Origin of the sequence: Micromonospora inaquosa, from assembly GCF_003857055.1 — a bacterium.
Lineage (GTDB): Bacteria > Actinomycetota > Actinomycetes > Mycobacteriales > Micromonosporaceae > Micromonospora > Micromonospora inaquosa.
Map to the genome: position 1 here is coordinate 18,106 of NZ_QGSZ01000369.1, position 14,308 is coordinate 32,413.

13 protein-coding genes and 1 pseudogene are annotated in these 14,308 nt (G+C 71.0%); 6 read left to right on the forward strand and 8 right to left on the reverse strand.

Features of this window, described 5'->3' with window-relative positions; all coding sequences use genetic code 11:
* Positions 1–77: 77 nt before the first annotated feature.
* From DLJ59_RS37995 to DLJ59_RS33580, 3 genes and pseudogenes are all read left to right on the forward strand, one after another.
* Positions 78–392 (forward strand): annotated as a pseudogene (locus DLJ59_RS37995) (DNA glycosylase AlkZ-like family protein); the annotation flags it as partial.
* A 70-nt stretch (positions 393–462) separates the two neighbouring features.
* Positions 463–795 carry a DNA glycosylase AlkZ-like family protein gene (locus DLJ59_RS38000; protein ID WP_279635799.1) on the forward strand — a complete coding sequence of 111 codons (333 nt, stop codon included), beginning with the start codon at positions 463–465 and terminating at the stop codon, positions 793–795.
* A 226-nt stretch (positions 796–1,021) separates the two neighbouring features.
* Entirely contained in the window at positions 1,022–1,747 is a 726-nt protein-coding gene (locus DLJ59_RS33580; RefSeq protein WP_124778136.1) for a cellulose binding domain-containing protein, read from the forward strand.
* A 55-nt stretch (positions 1,748–1,802) separates the two neighbouring features.
* Here the strand turns inward: DLJ59_RS33580 and DLJ59_RS33585 are convergent, their stop codons facing one another.
* From DLJ59_RS33585 to DLJ59_RS33610, 6 genes are all read right to left on the reverse strand, one after another.
* Complete coding sequence (locus DLJ59_RS33585) at positions 1,803–2,600, reverse strand: SAM-dependent methyltransferase (protein ID WP_124778137.1); 798 nt, start codon at positions 2,598–2,600, stop codon at positions 1,803–1,805.
* A 125-nt stretch (positions 2,601–2,725) separates the two neighbouring features.
* Positions 2,726–3,382, reverse strand: a complete 657-nt coding sequence (locus tag DLJ59_RS33590) for a response regulator (protein WP_124778138.1) — start codon at positions 3,380–3,382, stop codon at positions 2,726–2,728.
* Positions 3,379–4,674, reverse strand: a complete 1,296-nt coding sequence (locus DLJ59_RS33595; protein ID WP_124778139.1) for a sensor histidine kinase — start codon at positions 4,672–4,674, stop codon at positions 3,379–3,381. The genes DLJ59_RS33590 and DLJ59_RS33595 overlap by 4 nt, the downstream gene beginning before the upstream one ends.
* A 42-nt stretch (positions 4,675–4,716) precedes the next feature.
* Complete coding sequence (locus tag DLJ59_RS33600; protein ID WP_124778140.1) at positions 4,717–6,744, reverse strand: serine hydrolase domain-containing protein; 2,028 nt, start codon at positions 6,742–6,744, stop codon at positions 4,717–4,719.
* Between the two features lie 185 nt (positions 6,745–6,929).
* Positions 6,930–9,086, reverse strand: coding sequence for an RNA polymerase recycling motor ATPase HelR (gene helR / locus DLJ59_RS33605; protein ID WP_124778141.1), 2,157 nt, complete (start codon positions 9,084–9,086; stop codon positions 6,930–6,932).
* 222 nt (positions 9,087–9,308) lie between these two features.
* Positions 9,309–9,689: a YccF domain-containing protein gene (locus DLJ59_RS33610; RefSeq protein ID WP_208648924.1), complete on the reverse strand. Its 381-nt coding sequence runs from the start codon at positions 9,687–9,689 to the stop codon at positions 9,309–9,311.
* Positions 9,690–9,802: 113 nt separating this feature from the next.
* Between DLJ59_RS33610 and DLJ59_RS33615 the strand changes: the two genes are divergently transcribed.
* The 3 genes from DLJ59_RS33615 to DLJ59_RS33625 all read left to right on the forward strand — a co-directional run bounded on the left by DLJ59_RS33615 (position 9,803) and on the right by DLJ59_RS33625 (position 11,843).
* Positions 9,803–10,570, forward strand: a complete 768-nt coding sequence (locus tag DLJ59_RS33615) for a glycerophosphodiester phosphodiesterase family protein (RefSeq protein ID WP_124778142.1) — start codon at positions 9,803–9,805, stop codon at positions 10,568–10,570.
* Between the two features lie 28 nt (positions 10,571–10,598).
* Positions 10,599–11,120 carry an SLATT domain-containing protein gene (locus DLJ59_RS33620; RefSeq protein WP_158630945.1) on the forward strand — a complete coding sequence of 174 codons (522 nt, stop codon included), beginning with the start codon at positions 10,599–10,601 and terminating at the stop codon, positions 11,118–11,120.
* A 126-nt stretch (positions 11,121–11,246) separates the two neighbouring features.
* Positions 11,247–11,843 (forward strand): hypothetical protein, encoded by a 597-nt coding sequence (locus tag DLJ59_RS33625; RefSeq protein WP_124778144.1) that lies wholly within the window; start codon positions 11,247–11,249, stop codon positions 11,841–11,843.
* A 48-nt stretch (positions 11,844–11,891) separates the two neighbouring features.
* On the opposite strand, the gene DLJ59_RS33630 is transcribed toward DLJ59_RS33625, so the two are convergent.
* A complete protein-coding gene (locus DLJ59_RS33630; RefSeq protein ID WP_244236371.1) occupies positions 11,892–13,394 on the reverse strand; it encodes a glycerophosphodiester phosphodiesterase in 1,503 nt (500 codons plus the stop codon).
* Between the two features lie 509 nt (positions 13,395–13,903).
* On the reverse strand, positions 13,904–14,308 hold a 405-nt coding region (locus DLJ59_RS33635; protein WP_208648925.1), incomplete at its 5' end, for a cellulose binding domain-containing protein.

Here is a 14,308-nt window from a genome sequence, read left to right on the forward strand (position 1 = left end):
GAGCGGTGGCCACGCGCCGGCGGCGTACCCGGGACTGTCACTCCCGGTCGGACAATCAGGTCGACCGAAGGGGCCTGATGACCGTTCTCGACACCCGGGCGCTCAACCGCGCGACGCTCGCCCGGCAGCTGCTGCTCGACCGCGCCGACCTGCCGACCCTCGACGCCGTCGCCCACCTCGGTGGCCTCCAGGGCCAGGAGCCGCAGGAGCCGTTCATCGGGCTGTGGTCGCGGCTGCGGGCGTTCGACCCGGCGACGCTCTCGACCCTGCTGACCCTGCTGACCCAGCGACGCGTGGTGCGAATGCACCTCATGCGCCGCACCGTCCACCTGCTGGCCGCGTTCGGCCCGGCGGCCACGGCCGACCTGCGCGCCTGGTGCGGCCTCGCCGGGCTGCCGGCCGCGGTCGCCGCTCTGCGCGACGAACTGATCACCTTCCGCGACGAGCGGGGGTCGAAAGCTGATCGATCTCGCCGACGCGCCGCGCCCCGACCCGGAGACACCCGCCCCGGTGCGGTTCCTGCCGGCGTTCGACAACGCGATCCTCGGCTACCACGACCGCAGCCGGATCATCGACGACGCGCACCGTCTCCTTTCGGTGGCCGGCGAGCGCGTGGTTCTCGTCGACGGCCGGGTCGCGGCGACCTGGACCGTCGAGTCGGGCACGGTGACCGTCAGCCCACTGCGCGTTTTCTCCCGAGCGGACCGGGCCGCACTGACCGAGGAGGGGCAGGCATTGGCGTCCTTCCTCTCCGACGACCAGAACGACCGGGTACGGGTCGGGTCGTCCCCCTGACGACGGGCCGACGGGAACGGGGTCGTCTTGTATCGATGCACCTCGACTGCCATGCTGTGTATCGGTCGTGCTCGGGGAGCCAGCGCGCACCAGTTCTCCTCCGGTCCACGGGGCGCACGAGGTGGCCACGTCACCCGTGTCGGGCAGCCTCGTCGGCGACCGGAAACCCGAGCGCGGCACCGGCCACCACCTCGGTCATCGGTGCCCGGTAACCACGGAGGTACCGATGCTTCGCATGTTCCTCGCTGTCACGACCATGGCGCTGGCCGCCTGGACCGGGACGGCCGCCGCCGAAGCGACACCCACGCCGACGCCGACGCCATCGTCCACACCGACGCCGGCCTGCCCACCGGCGTTACCGATCAGCGCGAGCGTGGCCGGGGCCACCACCACGAGCCTGACCATCTCGTACTCCATCTTCTTCCGCCCGCCCTGCGGCTACGACCCGCCGATGACCGTCAGTCTCTTCACCAGCCGCGAGGACGCCCAACAGTGGCGGGCCGCGGTCGCCGAGGGTGTCTCCGGGCAGGAGCGCAACGGCTCGGTGACCATCGACCGGCTGACGCCCGACACCGAGTACTGGTACCGGTTCACCGACGTCGAGGGCCGACGGGACCCGTACGTGATCGCCTCGGGCCGCACCGCCGCGCTGACCTCGTGCCGTGCGACGGCCACGATCGACACCCACTGGGGTAGCGGTTTCGTCGCGACGGTCACCGTCCGCAACAGCGGAACGCTGCCGCTGGACCAGTGGCGCGTCTCCTGGCGGTGGTCCGGTGACGAGCGGGTCCAGGCGGCCTGGGGTGGGGTGGCCGAGACGGCCGGCACCGATGTCACGGTGCGCAACGCGTCGTACAACGGGTCGCTGGCGCTGGACGCGGCGACGACGTTCGGCCTGCTCGTGGCGACCAGCGCGGTGCCCGACGGCCTGACCCTGACGTGTGAGCGGTGAACGACGTCCGCCCCGCTCCGGCGCGACGGCGGGAGCGGGGCGGACCTCGTGCCGGTCAGGGCTTGCGGGCCACCGCGCCGTAGGCGTCGATCCCGACGGCGTCGGGAGCCTCCGGCCGCCACAGCGGGATCGGCACCAGGCCCGGCTCCACCATCATCAACCCGTCGAAGCAGCTCGCGAGCTCCTCCGGGCTGCGCAGGATGTACGGGACCCCGCCGCTCTGCGCCAGCCGCTCGGCGCCGGAGACCACCGCCGGGCTGGTGTTGGTGCCGTCCCAGAGCACCAGGTGCGAGCCGGACGGCACCGCGTCCATCGTGCGCCCGACGATCGAGCGCACCACGTCCAGGTCGGGCTCGTAACCCATCACGCCCATGTACATCACGGCGATGGGCTGGTCGAAATCGAGCGTCTGCGCCGCCTCGGCGAGGATCTTTTCCGGGTCGTGGTAGTCGGCCGGGACGTAGGTGGTGACACCCTCCGACGTCGTGCTGGCCAACAGCGCCCGCGCGTGCACCAGCACCATCGGGTCGTTGTCCACGTAGACGATCCGCGAGTCGGGAGCGGTGCCCTGTGCGACCGCGTGCGTGTTCTGCATGGTGGGCAGGCCGGTGCCGATGTCCAGGAACTGCCGGATGCCCGCCTGGGCCGCGAGGTAACGCACGGCCCGCACCAGGAACACGCGCGACTGCTGTGCCATGAGGACGATCTCCGGGTAGACCTCGGCGACCGCGTCGCCGGCTGCCCGGTCGGACTGGAAGTTGTCCTTGCCACCCATCCAGTAGTTCCAGATTCGTGCCGCGTGCGGCACGTCGGGCTGAAGCTTCGCGGCGAGTTCGGGGTCCGGGCCGGCCATGCCTGGCTCCTATCGAGGGGTCGTCAGCTGGAGGTCACCACAGCGGTACGACCGGGATCGTACTCCGGCAATGTCCACTCTCGACCGGGGGTGGACCCGCCGTCGTGCACGGGATCGGGTCGCTGTCATCGGTGGACCACCCCGTTCTGGTACGCCCACACGACGGTTTGTAGCCGATCCCGTGCGCCGATCTTCGCCATGGCCCGCCCGAGGTGCGACTTGACCGTGCTGGTCTCGATGAAGAGCTGCTCGGCGATCTCGACGTTCGACAGGCCCTGCGCGAGCAACTCCACGATCTCGGTCTCCCGCGCGGTCAACTGGTGCGCCGCCGCCGCGTCGGAGCGGGGAGCGGGCGTACGCCTGGCGAACTCCGAGATCACCCGACGGGTGACGGCCTGGTCGACGAGCCCGTAGCCGCTCGCGAGACGACGGATCGCCTCGATCAGGTCCTCGGGCTCGCAGTCCTTGAGGATGAACCCGCTGGCGCCGGATTCCAGCGCGCCGAAGATGTACTCGTCGAGGTCGAAGGTCGTCACGACCAGCACCGCCGGTGGCGTACCGGGTGCCTCGGCGACGATCTGGCGGGTCGCGGTGAGCCCGTCGCCGTGCGGCATCCGGACGTCCATGCAGATGACGTCCGGTTGCAGCCGGCGGGCCAGCTCGACAGCGGCGGATCCGCTCGACGCCTCGGCGACGACCTCGATCTCACCGTCCTGCTCCAGGATGACGCGGAAGCCGGCGCGGACGACCGCCTGGTCGTCGACGAGCATCACTCTGATCATGCTGGGGCCTCTTCCTTCGCCCGGGTGGTGGCGGGGCCGTTCGTCGGGAGTGTCGCGGTGACCGACCAGCCACCGGCGGCCGTCGGCCCGGCGGTGAGCGTCGCACCGATCAGCTGGGCGCGCTCGCGCATACCCACCAGGCCAACCCCACCGGTCCGGGCCGCCGGTACGCCTCGCGGCGCGGCGGGGTCGTTCACCACCTCCAGCGACACCGAGCGGGGCTCGAAGCGGAGCACCACCCGGGCCGCGGCGCCCGGAGCGTGCTGACGGGCGTTGCTGAGCGACTCCTGCGCGATCCGGTAGAGCGCCACGTCGGCGATCGGCGACACCTCGCGTTGCTCGCCCTCCCGGACGAACTCCACCGGGCCGGCGAGGTTGCCCGCGGTGCGCACGAGGTCGTCGAGCATACCCAGCCCCGGCACCGGGGCGGCGCCGTCGCCGCCCTCGTGCCCCGGCCTGCCACGCAGCACACCGACGACGAGCCGAAGGTTGTCCAGGGTCTCCTTGCCCTGGCTTCGGATCCACGCCACGCCGGCCTTCGCGGCCGCCGGGTCCCGGTCGATCAGTCGCTCGACCGCCGCCGCCTGCACGACCATGCCGGAGAGGTGGTGGGCCGCCACGTCGTGCAACTCCCGGGCCATCCGGGAGCGCTCCGCGCCGATCGCCGCCTGGACCTTCGTGCGTTGCTCCCGGATCGCCTCGTCCGCGCGCACCCGGACCAACTCGACGTAGCGCCGGTAGGTGGCCATATAACCGCCGACGAAGGTCGCGCTGGCGTAGGTCAGCGCGCTCGCCGAGACGTACGCGACGGCCGTCAGCAGATCCGGGACCACCACGACGGCCGCGCCGATCGACTCCACCGCCACGGCCGCGCCGACGGCCAGCAGCGCACGACGAACCGGCAGCAACGACCCGACGGTGTACGCCACGACGAACGGGGCGATACCCCGGATGGTCGCCTCGGGCAGGGAGACGCCGATGATGGGCAGCTGGAGGCCGACGACGAGCGCGAGGCAGAGCAGCGGCCGGACCCGACGCAGGCACAGCAGCATCGCCTGCGCGCAGCAGACGGCGGTCAGCAGCCAGGCCCGCGTCGGGTCGAACGACACCCCGTCCGCCGGTGCCACGAACCAGAACAGCACCGTCAGCAGGACGAACGTCAGGACGGTCAGCGCCGCCGCCAGCAGGCAGTCCCGGGGGAACACTCCGCTCAGCCCGAGCTGGGTGAGCCGTCCGTCGAGCCACTTCGTCAGTCGGGGTGTGCCGAGTTCGGTGTCGGTGTGATCCCTCATGCGGTGCGCATCCTTGCTCCGGATCGTCCCGGGTCGGGCGGGTCAGTAGGAGATGCTAGGCGCGAGCAGCTGGAACTCCACGGCGAACCAGCCCGCGCCGGCGAGAGCGACCAGGATCAGCCCGCTGCCGGCGATCCGTCGCCAGCCGACGTGGCGTCGCACGTCGTCCACCAGCCGGACGGTGGCGGGCAGTACCCCGAGCAGGCCGACCAGTTGCAGCACCTGGATGGTGCGCAGGACGGCGCCGGGGATGTCCTGCAGGCTCATGATGCTGCCGATGCTCAGCACCCAACCGGCGAACGCCAGCAGCGTGCCGGCGACGGCGAGGCGGCTCAGGATCCGTGCGGTACGCCCCGCCCGGTCCCGGGGCGCGCGGCCGAGCCGACGGCGGACGATCGCGCCGACCGGCCAGGACAGCACGGTGAGGAGCAGCACGACTGTCGACACGGCCAGCACCGGGACAGCCAACGCGGAGGTGCGGGCGGGCTCGACGGGCAGGAACGCGAACGCGGAGTCGAAACTGATCGCCTCGACCCGGTCGTCGGTCGCGCGCATGGCGATCGTGCGCTGCCCACCGACCTCCCGCCAGACCCAGGGCGCCACCTCCTCGTAGCGGGCGGGGGAGTCGGAGAGCGGGCCCGGCTCGATCTGCAACCGATCACCGTCGGTGACGCTGACCGTCGTCCGACCGACCAGGCCGATCGCCGTCAGGAAGTTGCTCCGGATCGCGCGCGAGGACTCGTACGTGCCGGCTGCCAGCGCGGCGTGCTTGGCGGTGGTGGCCGGGTCCACAGTGGTGGCCGGCTGGTCGCCGCGGGCGGGGAAGTAGCGGTCGGCGAAGCCGTTCACGACCGACTCGCGAAGCTCGTGGCTGTCGAGGGCGCCGGAGCCGTTGCTGTTGAGGGATACGAAGATGCCGGCCCGGTCGTCGGGGTAGATCTGCAGGTGCGAGTGGAAGTACTTGGTGTCGCCGCCGTGGCCGAGGATCCGGTGACCGTTGCGGTCCTCGGTGAAGAAACCGAGGGTCATCCGGGGGCCGTCAGCGAGGGTGCCCAGCGACGTCGCGTCGAGTGCCGGCCGCTGCATCAGCTCGCGGGTCGGTTGGTCCAGCAGGGGCGCGAAGCCCACCGGCTCGCCGAGCTGGGCGATCATGAATCGGGCCATGTCCGTCGCCGGGGCGCTCAGCGCACCGGGCGGGGGCGTGCCGACGATCTCGAACGGCGCGGCGGGCCCGGCGGACGTGTCGTACCCGTTGGACATCCGGTTACGCAGCGCCTCCGGAAGGGGTTGCTCGAAGGTCGACGACGGCATGCCCGCGCGGTCCAGGATGTTGCGCTGGACGTACTCTTCGAAGCGCGTCCCGCTGACCCGTTCCACGATGTAACCGGCGAGCGCGTTGCTGTAGTTGGAGTAGGCGGGGACGGTGCCAGGCTCGTAGATCTGCTCCGGTGGGTCGGTCACCAGGGCCTTGCGGAGGTCGACGGTGCCGCCGTCGGTGCCGATGAGGCCGGCGATCCGCTCCTCGAAGCCGGCGGTGTGCGTCAGCAGGTGCCGCAGGGTCACGGCCCGCTCGTAGTGGCGCGGCAGATCAAAATCGAGGTACGTCTCGACGTCGGCGTCGAGGTCGAGCTTCCCGCTCTGCACGAGTTGCAGCACTGCGGTGGCGGTGACCAGCTTCGACACCGATCCCATCCGGAACAGGTGCTGGTCCGGGTCAACCGGCACGGCCGGTTCGCCGCCGGAGCCGGTGTCGGCGTACCCGTACCCCCGGGTTGTGACGATCTTGCCATCTTTCACGACGGCGACCGTGGCGCCGGCGATGCCGGTGCGGTGCAGCGCTGCCGGCAGCAGGCCGTCGAGCCAGGCGTTGACGTCGGTGTCGGTCAGGGCGGAACCCGCCCCGCTGGCGGCCGCGGGTGCCGCCGGAGCGCCGATGGGCGGTGCGGGGTCGTGCTGCGCCGCGCCGCAGCCGGCGGTGCTCACGGCGAGGACGACAACGGTCGCCACCACCGCGCCGAGCCGGACGAGCGGCCGGTGCCGCCGGGATGGATGAAGAGAGAGTGATCGCATCGTCTGCCAGTGCCTTTCCTGGACAACGGGTGTCCGGAGCAGGTCCGTACGGCGTCACCCGATGCCATGGAACAAGCCTGTTCGATCGATCGGCCCCAGCCATCTGGCGCAGGACGGCACTACGCCTACGACCTGAGGGGGAGGGGCAGGTACGCCGACGGTGGGCAGGGCTTTGCGCAACGCCGTCAGTCGCTGGTGAGGAGCACGAGTTGCTGGGTGGCCCGGGTCATCGCGACGTAGCGGTCGACCGCCCCTTCGATGCCGGTGCCGAACGTTTCCGGGTCGACGAGGACGACCAGGTCGAACTCCAGCCCCTTGGCCTGCTCCGGGCTCAGTGACCGGATCCGGTCCGTGGGCGGGAACGTCGGGTCGCCGATGACGCAGGCGATCCCGTCGTCGTGTGCGGCGAGCCAGGTGTCCAGGATCGACTCCAGCTCGGCGACCGATCCGTGGACGACGGGCAGCCCGTTGCCGCGGATGGAGGTCGGCACGTTGGCGTCGGGGAGCACGGCCCGGATGACGGGCTCGGCCGCCGCCATGACCTCCGCTGGCGTCCGGTAGTTGATGGTCAGCGAGGCCAGGGTGATCCGGTCGAGCCCGACGCGCTTGAGGCGTTCCTGCCACGACTCGGTGAACCCGTGCCGGGCCTGGGCGCGGTCGCCGACGATGGTGAAGCTGCGCGACGGGCAACGCGCCAGCAGCATCTGCCACTGGGCGTCGGTCAGCTCCTGCGCCTCGTCGACGACGATGTGCGCGAACGGGCCGGCCAGCAGGTCCGGATCGGCGTCCGGCAGGGCGGAGTCGTCGACCAGGACCTCGCGCAGGTCGGGTTGGCGCAGCATCGTCAGCAGGCCCTCGCCGTCGTCGTAGGTGTCGGCGGCGAGGAGTTCGTCGACGACCCGGGCCATGTGGTCGCGTTCGACGGCGGCGGCGGGATCGTGCCGGCGGGGACGGCCCGATCTCTCCGCGTCGCCGAGCCGCTGCCGGGCCGCGTCGAGCAGCGGCAGGTCGGACACCGTCCAGGCCCGGGGCTCGTCGCGTTGCAGCTTGCGGACCTCCTCCGGGCTGAGCCACGGCGCGCACCTGCGCAGGTACGCGGGCACCGACCACAGGTCACCCACGAGATCGGCCGCGTCGAGCAGCGGCCAGGCGCGGTTGACCGTCGCCCGCAGTTCCCGGTTGCGCAGCAGCGAGTCGCGGAGCACGTCGTCCGGCTCGTCGCCGTCGTACCTGCCGATGAGGATGGTGAGCAGTTCCTCCCAGATCTCCTCGCGCGCCTCGTTGTGCGGCGTGCTCGGACCCGGCGCCTGGAACGCGTCGGCCCAGTCGTCGGCGCTCAGCCGGATGTCGGAGTCGCCGAGTGTGATCGTCATCGGGGTGACCGGCGGATCCTCGTAGAACCGGACGGCCGCGTCGATCGCCCGGACCAGCTCCGCGGAGGACTTCAGCCGGGCCACCTCCGGGTCGGCGTCGGCGGTTGCCGCCACCCCCTGTCCGACGAGGTCGCGCAGGGTGCAGGTCTGCACGTCCTCTTCACCGAGGCTGGGCAGGACGTCGCCGACGTAGGCCAGGTAGGGCTGGTGCGGCCCGACGAAGAGCACCCCACCCCGGCGCTGACCGAGGCGCGGGTCGGAGTAGAGCAGGTACGCGGTGCGGTGCAGGGCGACGACTGTCTTCCCGGTGCCCGGACCGCCGTCGACCACGAGGGCGCCGGCCGACCCCGCTCGGATGATGGCGTCCTGGTCGGCCTGGATCGTGCTGAGCACGTCGCGCATCCGGGCCGACCGGGCGCTGCCCAGGCTCGCGATGAACGCGGACTGGTCGTCGAGCGCTACGGCGTGCCCCACGAACCCGTCCGGGGTGAACACCTCGTCCCAGTAGTCGCTGATCCGGCCGCGGGTCCAGCGGTACCGTCGGCGGCTCTCCAGGCCCATCGGGTTCGCGTGGGTCGCGCCGAAGAACGGTTCGGCGGCGGGTGAACGCCAGTCGAGCAGCAGCCTTCGGCCCGTACTGTCGGTGAGGCCGCGACGGCCGACGTACACCGGCTCGGGATTGCCCGCCTCGACCACGTGGCCGAGGCACAGGTCCAGCCCGTAGCGGCTCAGTGAGCGCAGGCGGGCGGTCAGCCGGCGAACCTCGTCGTCCCGGTCGACGGCCTGCCGGCCCTTGCCGCCGGGCGCCCGGCGCGCCGTGTCCAGCCGGTCGGACAGCTCGGCGGTGAGCTGCGCAAGGCTCTGCGCCATGGCCGCGAAGTGCCGCTCGTCCTGCGCGATGAGCGCCGGGTCGGCCTTGGGGGAGAGGTGACCGGAGAGTTCGAACACGGAGGTAGGCGAGGAATTCATTTCATGACTTCCATTTCGGCAGATTCAGGCATCGGCCGACGATTCTGCGTCATGAACGGGGCCTTGCCGCAAGCCCCCCAGTGCGCTATAAGTTAGAAGTGGCGGGAGACCGAGGGTCTCCCGTTTTCCGTGTTCAGGGCAGTTCGTCGGCCGGTTGGGCCGGTCCCCCAGCGTCGCCCTCGCCACCCCGCCGCTGTTCGTCGTGGACCGGCCCGGACCGGGTCACGGTGCGTCGACGACCTCGCGGCCGAGGGGCCAGAACGCGGCCGGAACCAGCTTGAAGTTGGCGATGCCGAACGGGATCCCGATGATCGTGACGCAGAGGGCGATACCGGCGAGGATGTGGGAGAGCGCGAGCCACCATCCGGCCAGCACCACCCAGAGGATGTTCGCCAGGCCGGAGCCGACGCCCGCGCCCGGCTTGGGCACCAGGGTGCGGCCGAAGGGCCACAGTGAGTAGACCGCGAGGCGCAGCGACGCGACGCCGAACGGGATGGTGATGACCAGGACGAAGCAGATCAGCGCGGCGATGCCGTAGCCGGCCGCCAGCACGATGCCGCCGCCGAAGACGAGCCACAGCACATTCAGTACGAAACGAATCACCACTCCAGCATGAAGCATGCTCGCCACCCGACCGCCCCGGTAAGGTACGCGAAAACCCTTCCACGGCGTGCTCCGGACGCGGTAGCCCGGTCGGGGAAGCTCAGGAGGATCGTGTGTCGTCCGACGACCGTTGGCTGCTCGACACCCCGATCGCGCACCGCGGGCTGACCGGCCACAATCGACCGGCCAACTCCCTCGCGGCGTTCGAGGCAGCCGCCGACGCCGGCTACGCCTGCGAACTGGACGTGCAGCTCACCCATGCGGGCGAGCTCGTCGTCGTCCACGACTACGAGTTGACCGCGCTCACCGGTGCGGCGATCGCCACCGCGGAGCTGACCCCGGCCGATCGGCAGCGGCTCCGGTTGCAGGGCACCGACCAGCGGATTCCCACGCTGTCGCAGGTGCTGGACCAGGTCGCCGGACGGGTGCCCCTGCTGATCGAGCTGAAACGGCCGACGCTCGCCCTCAACTTCGATCTCGTCGACGAGGTGCTGCGGCAGACCGCCGACTACCCGGGGCGGTACGCCGTCGAATCCTTCGACCCGTTGCTCGTGGCGGCGCTGCGGGTCGCGGTACGCAAGCTGCCACCGCGGCAGCGGGTGCCGGTGGGTCGCATCAGCGGGCTGCTGCGCACCGCCGGACCACTGACCCGGATGGTGGGCCGCAGTATGGTCAGCAACCTGGTCACTCGACCCGATTTCCTGGCCTTCGAGGTGGACGCTTTTCCGTCCAATCTGACCGCGTGGTGGCGTCGACGCGGCGTTCCGGTGATTGCCTGGCCGGTCGCTTCACCGGAACGGGAGATGTTCGCCCGTCAATACTCCGACAACATCGTATTCTCAGGCTATAGACCGTCACATGGCCAGCATCTAGCATCGTGACGTGTCTGTTGACCAAGGACAGAGCGGGTTGCTCGCCGAGTCGCAGAACGGGGCTCCCGGCGACCCGTTGCAGGTCTATCGCGCGTTGGCGGAAGACAGCGTCACCAAGCTCAGGAACCATTACGACTGGCGGGCAAAATGGCACCGTCGACTTTTTCGATCCACCGGCATCCTGGTCATCGTCGTCAGTGCGTCGCTGCCGCTGCTCGCCGGCTTCAGCTACCCGGGTAAGGACCTGGTAATCGCGGTCTCGGGCGTGGTCATCGCCGCCGCCACCGCGTTACGCACCTTTTATCAGTGGGATCAGATGTGGGCGCTGCTGCGACGTACCCATTTCGCGCTCATCGAGGCGAGCAACCAGTGGAGACTCGCTTTCGGTCGCGCCGAGGCGACCGCCGATCCGTCCGAGCGGGAGCAGCGTGCCTACGCGGCCACCGAGGCGCTGTTGGCGAAGATCGAAGGCATCCGCGGTGCGGAGACGGAGAAGTTCTTCAGCTCGTTGGCCTTCCCGGAGGAATCCGCGTTGGCCGGCAAACCGTTCCGCCCCTGACTCCGGCGCCCGCCGGTGTGGTGGCGTCTCGGGGTTGCTCGGTGGAAGACCTGAGACGAAGTCCAGGGCCGCGTTGGGGACGCTCCCGGAGGTCGGCGGGCGTCCGCGGGCCACATGATGGCTGGCATGAAACGCGCTGCGCTCTACGTGATCGCCGGACCGGTCGGGATCGCTACCTACGGCCTGGTTCGTCTGTGGGGGAAATCCGACGGGGTGTACGGTCCCGGGCTCGACTGGCAGGCCGCGCACCTGGTCGCCCTCGCCGGCATGGTGTGCTTCGTTCCGGGTGTGCTCGCGCTGTCCCGCCTGCTGCCCCGCAGTCCGTGGCGCACCGGGGTGGTGGCCGGCACATTGGTCGGCCTCGTCGCGACGATGGTGCAGTTCGGCGCGGACATCGTGGAAGGGCTCCTGGCCGAGGACCGGGCGGAGATGTCCCGGCTCGGCGCGAGCTTCAAGGACATCCCCGGCGTTGAGGTGGCCTTCTACGACGTCGTACCCCAGCTCTTCTTCCTCGGCCTGCTCGTTCTCGCGGGCATGCTCGCCGCCCGACGGCGGCTGCCGTGGTGGAGTGTGCCACTGCTCCTCGCCGGCATCGTCCTGCCGGCGGTCACCCTCGACCTGCTTCCCATCGGGGGGCTGTGCATGGCGCTGGCGTTGGCGCCGGCGCTGCCGCTGGTGCGTCAGCACAGCGAGCGGGTCGAGTCGCCCGTCGCCATCCGCTGAGGGGCCCGGGTGGCGCTGGCCCGCGGACCAGCGCCACCCAGAGAGCCGTTACTTCAGGGCGAGGGTGCGGGCGTCGGAGGCGATGACGCTGGCGACCTCGGCCGGCACCAGCTTGCCGGCCTGCCGGTCGGCGTAGGCGGCCAGCTCGGCGTACTGGGCGTGGGCCAGCTTGAGAGTCATCGCAGTGACGGCGGACGGGTCAGCGCCCGAGGTGAGGATCAGGTAGCCGAGGCCGGCCTGGCTCACCGTCACGGTGAAGGTGCTGGTCGCGGTGGCGGTGCCCTCGGGCCCGGTCACCTCGGTGGAGATGGTGTGCCGACCGGCGGTCAGCTTGGCCAGGTCGAGCCTGCGCCCGGCGGCCGACTTCTTGCCGTCCAGCGTGACGGTGACGGTGTCCGCGTTGGTAGCGGCGACGGCGATCACCGGGGACTGCGCCCGGTCCAGCCGAGCCCCGTTGGCCGGCGAGGTGATCTGCACCGTCGGGTCGGCCGAAGCCCGCTGAAGGAACGCCGAGTTCCAGCCGACCAACTCGGCCGCGCGGTTGGTGATGATCGCGTCGGTGCCGATCCGCTCCAGCCGCTGCCACAGGCCGGCGGAGTCCATCGTCCAGGCCATCACGGCGACGCCGGCGGCGTGCAGCGGGGCGACGAGCTCCGGCTTGGCCAGCAGCGCGTTGCCGTCCGGGTTGTACGCCGTCAGGTGCAGCTCCTTCGCGAGCGCCACCGGGTCGGCGTCGAGGGTGCTGCGGAGCAGACCGAGCGGCAGCTCGGGGGCGATCTCGTAGGTGTACCTCAGGGCGTCGACCTCGAAGCTCTGAATGAAGACCCGGCCCATCATCTGCTCGTCCCGGATCACCTGGATGATCGTGGCGACCTCGTCCCGGGTGTGCTTGCCCTTGATCTCCACGAGCAGGTTGCCACCCCGGGTCCGCAGGTCGGCGAGCTGCTCGGCGAGGGTGGGCACCCGCTCGCCGACGTACTGCGGGCCGAACCAGGAGCCGGCGTCGAGTGCCTTGATCTGTGCGGCGGTCAGGTCCCGGATGTTGCCGGTGCCGTCGGTGGTCCGGTCGACGGTGCCGTCGTGCAGGATGAACGGGATGCCGTCCTTGCTCGGCTGGACGTCGTTCTCGATCCAGTCGGCGCCGCCCTTACGGGCGATCTCCTGAGCGACGAGGGTGTTCTCCGGTGCGGCGGCGGACGCGCCCGGTGGGCGATCACGGTGAACGGGCTGCCCTCGGGGCGGAGGTAACCGTTCGGTGCCAGCTCGGTGACGGTGACGTCGTCGTACGACACGGTCGCGCCGTTCACGAAGAGCCCCTGGACGCCGTCGGCGGAACGCTGGAGGCTGCTCGTGCGCATCGCCTCCCGCCCGTCGAAGATCCAGCGGGCCTGGTTGCCGTGCACCTCGACGGCGACCCGGACGTCGCGGCCGGTGCCGGCGGCGGACGGGGCGGAGGCGGTGTTCGTCACCGCCCAGGCGTCGGCCGTGGTCCGCTGGGCGAATTCGAGCCCGTTGGCGGCGGTGGTGCCGCTGCGCATGGTGGCGATCCACCAGGGGGTCGCGCCGTTGGCGGGGACGTCGATGCCGAGCGAGGCCCAGCGGGTGGCGGCCGAGACCGACTCGAAGCGCATGGTCGCCTCAAGGCGGAAGTCGTTCAGGTGCCGACCGAAAGTGATCTTGTTGTTCTCGCTGGAGTTGGCGGAGGTTCCGTACAGTCGTCCGTTCTCGACCTTCCAGGCGCCGTCGACCGCGTTCCAACCGGTGGGCAGCGACCCGGCCGAGAAGTTCTCCGAGACGACGACGTGGCCCGGCTCGGCGACGGCGGGCGACGAGGTGGCGACGGCGACCCCGACGGCCCCGCCGGTGACGGCGAGGACGGCGACGGAGGCGGCGGCCCGGGTACGCAGGGCGCCGAGGCGCGACCCGGCGCGGCGAAGCGACGTTGATGCGGGTAGGACAGTCATGGTCGGAACGGTACGAAGCGCGCCCGAACTAATGATCAATCAAGCATGGCTGCCGCCGGAACGTCGGGTGTACCCCGCTCGACCGCGCGTCTCGGGTCAGTCCGACAGGCCGGCGCAAGCGACCCCGTCAATGGTGCACGCCCTGGGGGCGGAACCGGTCAACGAACCGTTGACCCGGAACGTCACCCGGATCGAGGCGCTTCCGGGCACCTGACCGGTGTCTCCGTCCGGCACGAACGTCCACACCGCACCGTCGCGACTGGCCTGCGCCCCCTCGACCCCGCTGACCCCCAGCGACTCCCGGGGAAGGGTGACGACCAGCGTCCACCGCGACGCCGGGACCGCGCCGGGGTTGCTGATCGTCACGGTCACGCCATAGCTGAGCAGGGCGTTGTCCGTGATGGCGAAGTCGGCGCCCAGGGCTGCCGGAGTGGGTTCGGCGTCGGCGGTCGCACCGGTCGGCGTGGGCCGGCTGGACGCCCCGCCGGTCGGTGCGACCGC

Excerpts from the sequence above, each read along its gene's own strand:
- DLJ59_RS33625 (WP_124778144.1), top strand. The coding sequence starts at position 11,247 with ATGAAACGCGCTGCGCTCTACGTGATCGCCGGACCGGTCGGGATCGCT.
- DLJ59_RS33585 (WP_124778137.1), bottom strand. The coding sequence starts at position 2,600 with ATGGCCGGCCCGGACCCCGAACTCGCCGCGAAGCTTCAGCCCGACGTG.
- DLJ59_RS33590 (WP_124778138.1), bottom strand. The coding sequence starts at position 3,382 with ATGATCAGAGTGATGCTCGTCGACGACCAGGCGGTCGTCCGCGCCGGC.
- DLJ59_RS33595 (WP_124778139.1), bottom strand. The coding sequence starts at position 4,674 with ATGAGGGATCACACCGACACCGAACTCGGCACACCCCGACTGACGAAG.
- DLJ59_RS33600 (WP_124778140.1), bottom strand. The coding sequence starts at position 6,744 with ATGCGATCACTCTCTCTTCATCCATCCCGGCGGCACCGGCCGCTCGTC.
- DLJ59_RS33580 (WP_124778136.1), top strand. The coding sequence starts at position 1,022 with ATGCTTCGCATGTTCCTCGCTGTCACGACCATGGCGCTGGCCGCCTGG.
- helR (WP_124778141.1), bottom strand. The coding sequence starts at position 9,086 with ATGAATTCCTCGCCTACCTCCGTGTTCGAACTCTCCGGTCACCTCTCC.